This window comes from Streptomyces thermovulgaris, assembly GCF_002155915.1.
In the GTDB taxonomy this organism is placed as follows: Bacteria; Actinomycetota; Actinomycetes; order Streptomycetales; family Streptomycetaceae; genus Streptomyces; species Streptomyces thermovulgaris.
In genome coordinates, this window is record NZ_MUME01000496.1 from 1 (window position 1) to 4326 (window position 4326).

The following is a 4326-nucleotide window of genomic DNA, read 5'->3' on the forward strand; positions in this document are numbered from 1 at the left end:
CGGCCGGCGCCGGCCGTGAGGAAAGGACACTCCGCATGGTGGGTCTTTCACCCGAACGTGTGGGGCGCGCACACCGGGGGCGTGCGACCCGTGTGGCCATGGCCGTCGGTGCTGCTCTCGCCGTGGTCGATCGACGGGATCACGGGTCCCGTCGACCTCAATGTCTTCCGCGGCTCCCTCGCCGAACTGCGGGCACTCGCCGGCCGCTGACCCGGCCGGCGGACGTGCGCTTCCCGGGATGTTCCTCGGGCCGCACACGTGTGACCGACGGACGGGGCCCGGGACCGCCTCACGGCGGGCGGGAAGGATGCGCAAGATCCTTGTCAATCAAGCAAGTTGACGAACAGTAAGGTGTGTTCGTCGCGGGTGCCGGCGCGTTGCCGCACGGTGGCGTCGCCCGGACATCGACGCCCCACCGGCCGACACCGGTGGGGCGCGAAGCTCTCGGAGACCGGCCCGGCGGGGGCGGGGTTACTGGTCGGTGAAGATGGCCTCGGCTGTCGGGGCGGTGACGGCGCGTCGTAGCCAGTGGCGCAGGATTTCGGGGTCGCCGCAGGTGGTGATGCGTTCCCGGACCGCTTCGGGGATGTCGATGCCGCGGACTTCCAGGATGGCCAGGACGTCCTCGGCGGCACGGCGCGTCTCGCCTTCGGCCCGGCCTTTCTCGCGGCCCTCTTCGCGGAGTTCTTCGGAGAGCGGTGAGGTGTAGAAGGAGAGGTCCACGGCCACCGGTTTCCTCCACAGTGGTGCGGCTGAGTGCTCACGCTTTTCAGCAGGGCGGCTGTCCTGAGAGCCCGGGAGATCGTGTCTCGCCGTGGTCTCCGCGGTTCGCCGCCTGCTTTTCGGACGTCGATGTACCGGGCCGTTCTCTCCGGCGGGGGCGGGGTTACTGGTCGGTGAAGATGGCCTCGGCTGTCGGGGCGGTGACGGCGCGTCGTAGCCAGTGGCGCAGGATTTCGGGGTCGCCGCAGGTGGTGATGCGTTCCCGGACCGCTTCGGGGATGTCGATGCTGCGGACTTCCAGGATGGCCAGGACGTCCTCGGCGGCACGGCGTGCTTCACCCTCCGCTCGGAGTTCTTCGGAGAGCGGTGAGGTGTAGAAGGAGAGGTCCACGGCCACCAGTTTCCTCCACAGGTGTGCGGCTGGGAGCTTGCCCAGGCCTTGTGCGACGAGTTCGACGATCGGGTTGGCGATGTCCTGTGGTGTCTCCCGCAGAACGGTCGTCATTGATTTGAGTATGGCCCCGATGTCCGGATGTGCGACATGTGTGATTGCGGCCAGTGTGGCGAGGGCGAGATCCTTGCGGACTTCGGCCGGATCGGTGATCACCGGCATGTTGTGCGGTCCCGCGACCAGTGGCCGCAGGGTCAGCAGAGGCCACTGGCGAGGGCCGAAGCTGACCTCACGCGCGGCCCATTCCGCGGTGGCGCGGTCCTGGCAGACGACCAGCAGCATCGGCTGCAGCCGGTATTTCGTGAGCAGGTACGAGGCGTAGTACGCCCAGCTGGCGGGCTTGTCCGGGTCCTTCCTGCCCTGGGCCTCGACCGCGAGGAGCAGCGGCTCGTCGTTCTCCGTCTCCAGCCGCAGGAGGGTGTCCACGCGGCGCTCGACGGGGCTGGTCTCGGTGAGGTCATTGGGCAGGACGGTGACCGAGGTGAGCGGAGGGAAGCCGATGCCGAGCACCTCGGACACTCCGGAGAAGAGGCCCGGATGTTCCTGGAAGATGCGGTGCATCGCCTCGTGGGGCGAGCTGACCATACGGATTCCTGTGAAGGTGAGGACGAAAGACGGAAGGACATGTGCCTCTGGCACATGTCGGCAGGTGTTCTGCAGGGAGCGTATGAGTGCGGCTCGGCCCGATGGAGGCGTCCTGGAAGGCGATCACCTGAAGGAGTGAAGGCGCGGTGTGCGCCGGAAAACGGACGGCCCCACCGCCGTGCCGGNNGACGTGAACGGCCCCACCGCCGTGCCGGTGGCGGTGGGGCCGTTCACGTCGTCCGGGGAGAGCCGGGCGTCAGGCGGTGGGCTTCTCCTCCAGGCGGGGGAAGAGGACCGCGCCCTTGGTGACGGTCGCGCCCGCGGGGAGCCTGCCCCACTCGCCGGCCTCCTGGATCCTCTGGTCGGCCAGGGCGCCCAGGGAGGCTTCCGCGCCCAGGGAGTCCCACAGCTTCCGGGAGGTCTCCGGCATGACCGGGTTCAGCAGGACGGCGATCGCGCGGAGGGACTCCGCCGCGGTGTAGAGGATCGTGGCCAGGCGGGCCCTGCCCTCGTCACTGGTGTCCTTGGCGACCTTCCACGGCTCCTGCTCCGTGAGGTAGAGGTTGACCTGCTTGACGAAGTCGAAGACGGCCAGGATGCCGCCCTGGAAGTCCAGCTCCTCGCCGATGCGGCGGTCGGCCTCCGCGACCGCCTTCGCCAGGCCGTCCTGGATCGCCTTCTCCGCGTCGCCGGCCGCCGTCGCCTCCGGCAGCGTGCCGCCGAAGTACTTGCCGACCATGGCCGTCACACGCGAGGCGAGGTTGCCGTAGTCGTTGGCCAGCTCACTGGTGTAGCGGGCGGAGAAGTCCTCCCAGGAGAAGGAGCCGTCCTGGCCGAAGGCGATCGCCCGCAGGAAGTACCAGCGGTAGGCGTCCACACCGAAGTGCGCGGTCAGGTCCTGCGGCTTGATGCCGGTGAGGTTCGACTTCGACATCTTCTCGCCGCCGACCATCAGCCAGCCGTTGGCCACGACCCTGCGGGGCAGCGGCAGACCCTGGGCCATGAGCATCGCCGGCCAGATGACCGCGTGGAACCGCAGGATGTCCTTGCCGACCAGGTGCACATCGGCCGGGAAGGTCGACGCGAACTTCTCCGGGTTCTCGTTGTAGCCGACCGCCGTGGCGTAGTTCAGCAGCGCGTCGACCCACACGTAGATCACGTGCTTCGGGTCCCAGGGGATCGGGACGCCCCAGTCGAAGGTCGAGCGGGAGATGGACAGGTCCTGAAGGCCCTGGCGGACGAAGTTCACGACCTCGTTGCGCGCCGATTCGGGCTGGATGAAGTCGGGGTTCGCCTCGTAGTGGGCGAGCAGTTTGTCGGTGTACTCGCTCAGCTTGAAGAAGTAGTTCTCCTCGCTGAGGTTTTCCACCGGTTTCTTGTGGATCGGGCACAGCTTCTGGCCCGCGTACTCGCCCTCGCCGTCGATCAGCTCGCCGGGGAGCTTGTACTCCTCGCAGCCCACGCAGTACGGGCCCTCGTAACCGCCCTTGTAGATCTCGCCCTTGTCATAGAGATCCTGGACGAATTCCTGGACGCGATCGGTGTGCCGCTTCTGCGTGGTGCGGATGAAATCGTCGTTCGCGATCCCCAGGTGCTCCCAGAGGGGCACCCAGGATTCGGAGACGAGCTTGTCGGCCCACTCCTGGGGCGAGACCCCGTTGGCGTCGGCCGTGCGCATGATTTTCTGACCGTGCTCGTCCGTGCCGGTGAGGAACCACACCTTCTCGCCGCGCTGGCGGTGCCAGCGCGTGAGCACGTCGCCCGCGACGGTCGTATAGGCGTGGCCCAGGTGAGGAGCATCGTTGACGTAGTAAATGGGGGTGGTGACGTAGAACGCCTTTTCACCCTGCTTCTCTGATCCAGTGGCCGCCATGGTCGAAATCCTACTGGCCCACTGGAGATCCCCTCACCCGCGTTTCGCGGTGCGGACGGCGGCCGCCGCAGCATATCGGCCACCGTCCGCACACGGGGTGTGCCGGTGGGTTACGGACGCCAGTTCGCCAGGACGCCCTCGTAGAACTCCTTGTCCGTGAGTTCACGCGGGGCGGGGCCCGCGTGGAAGAAGGAGGAGGTGTCGGTCTTCAGCCTGCGCAGGTAGTCGAAGGCCTTGTTGTCGTGCTCGCCGAAGGCGACGAAGGAGAAGAAGACGGCGGGGTGCTTCTTCGCCGCCTCGGTGAGGGCGCGGGTGGCCGGGGTCTTGGCGTCCGGGGCACCGTCCGTCTGGAAGATCACCAGGGCGGGGGTGGCCGGGTCGTCCACCGACTTGCCGTGCTGGTCCAGGACGGCTTCCACGGCCACGTGGTAGCTGGTGCGGCCCATGCGGCCGAGGGAGCCGTGCAGCTCGTCGATCCTGTTCTCGTGGTCGGCGAGGGTGAGTTCGCCGGTGCCGTCCACGTCCGTGGAGAAGAACGTGACGTGGACCGTCGCCCCGGGGTCGAGGTGGGCGGCGAGGGCGAGGGTCTGCTCGCCGAGGGCCTGGGCGGAACCGTCCTTGTAGTACGGGCGCATGGAGGCGGAGCGGTCCAGGACGAGGTAGACCTTGGCCCGGGTGCCGGTGAGGCCGTACT

The 4326-nt window shown here is 67.9% G+C and carries 5 protein-coding genes; 1 reads left to right on the forward strand and 4 read right to left on the reverse strand.

Features of this window, described 5'->3' with window-relative positions; genetic code table 11:
* The first annotated feature begins 81 nt into the window (after window positions 1-81).
* Window positions 82-210 (forward strand): hypothetical protein, encoded by a 129-nt coding sequence (locus CCN35_RS30020; protein WP_268877209.1) that lies wholly within the window; start codon window positions 82-84, stop codon window positions 208-210.
* 261 nt (window positions 211-471) lie between these two features.
* Here CCN35_RS30020 and CCN35_RS26745 read toward each other — a convergent pair whose 3' ends face one another.
* The 4 genes from CCN35_RS26745 to CCN35_RS26760 all read right to left on the reverse strand — a co-directional run.
* Entirely contained in the window at window positions 472-729 is a 258-nt protein-coding gene (locus CCN35_RS26745; RefSeq protein WP_086794630.1) for a hypothetical protein, read from the reverse strand.
* 157 nt (window positions 730-886) lie between these two features.
* Window positions 887-1759 (reverse strand): hypothetical protein, encoded by an 873-nt coding sequence (locus tag CCN35_RS26750; RefSeq protein WP_169721394.1) that lies wholly within the window; start codon window positions 1757-1759, stop codon window positions 887-889.
* A gap of 256 nt (window positions 1760-2015) precedes the next feature.
* The gene (gene metG, locus CCN35_RS26755; RefSeq protein WP_067398180.1) at window positions 2016-3632 is read right to left on the reverse strand and encodes a methionine--tRNA ligase; all 1617 of its coding nucleotides are present in this window, start codon (window positions 3630-3632) and stop codon (window positions 2016-2018) included.
* A 110-nt stretch (window positions 3633-3742) separates the two neighbouring features.
* A partial coding sequence (locus CCN35_RS26760) for a VWA domain-containing protein (RefSeq protein WP_143631877.1) occupies window positions 3743-4326 on the reverse strand: 584 nt, incomplete at its 5' end.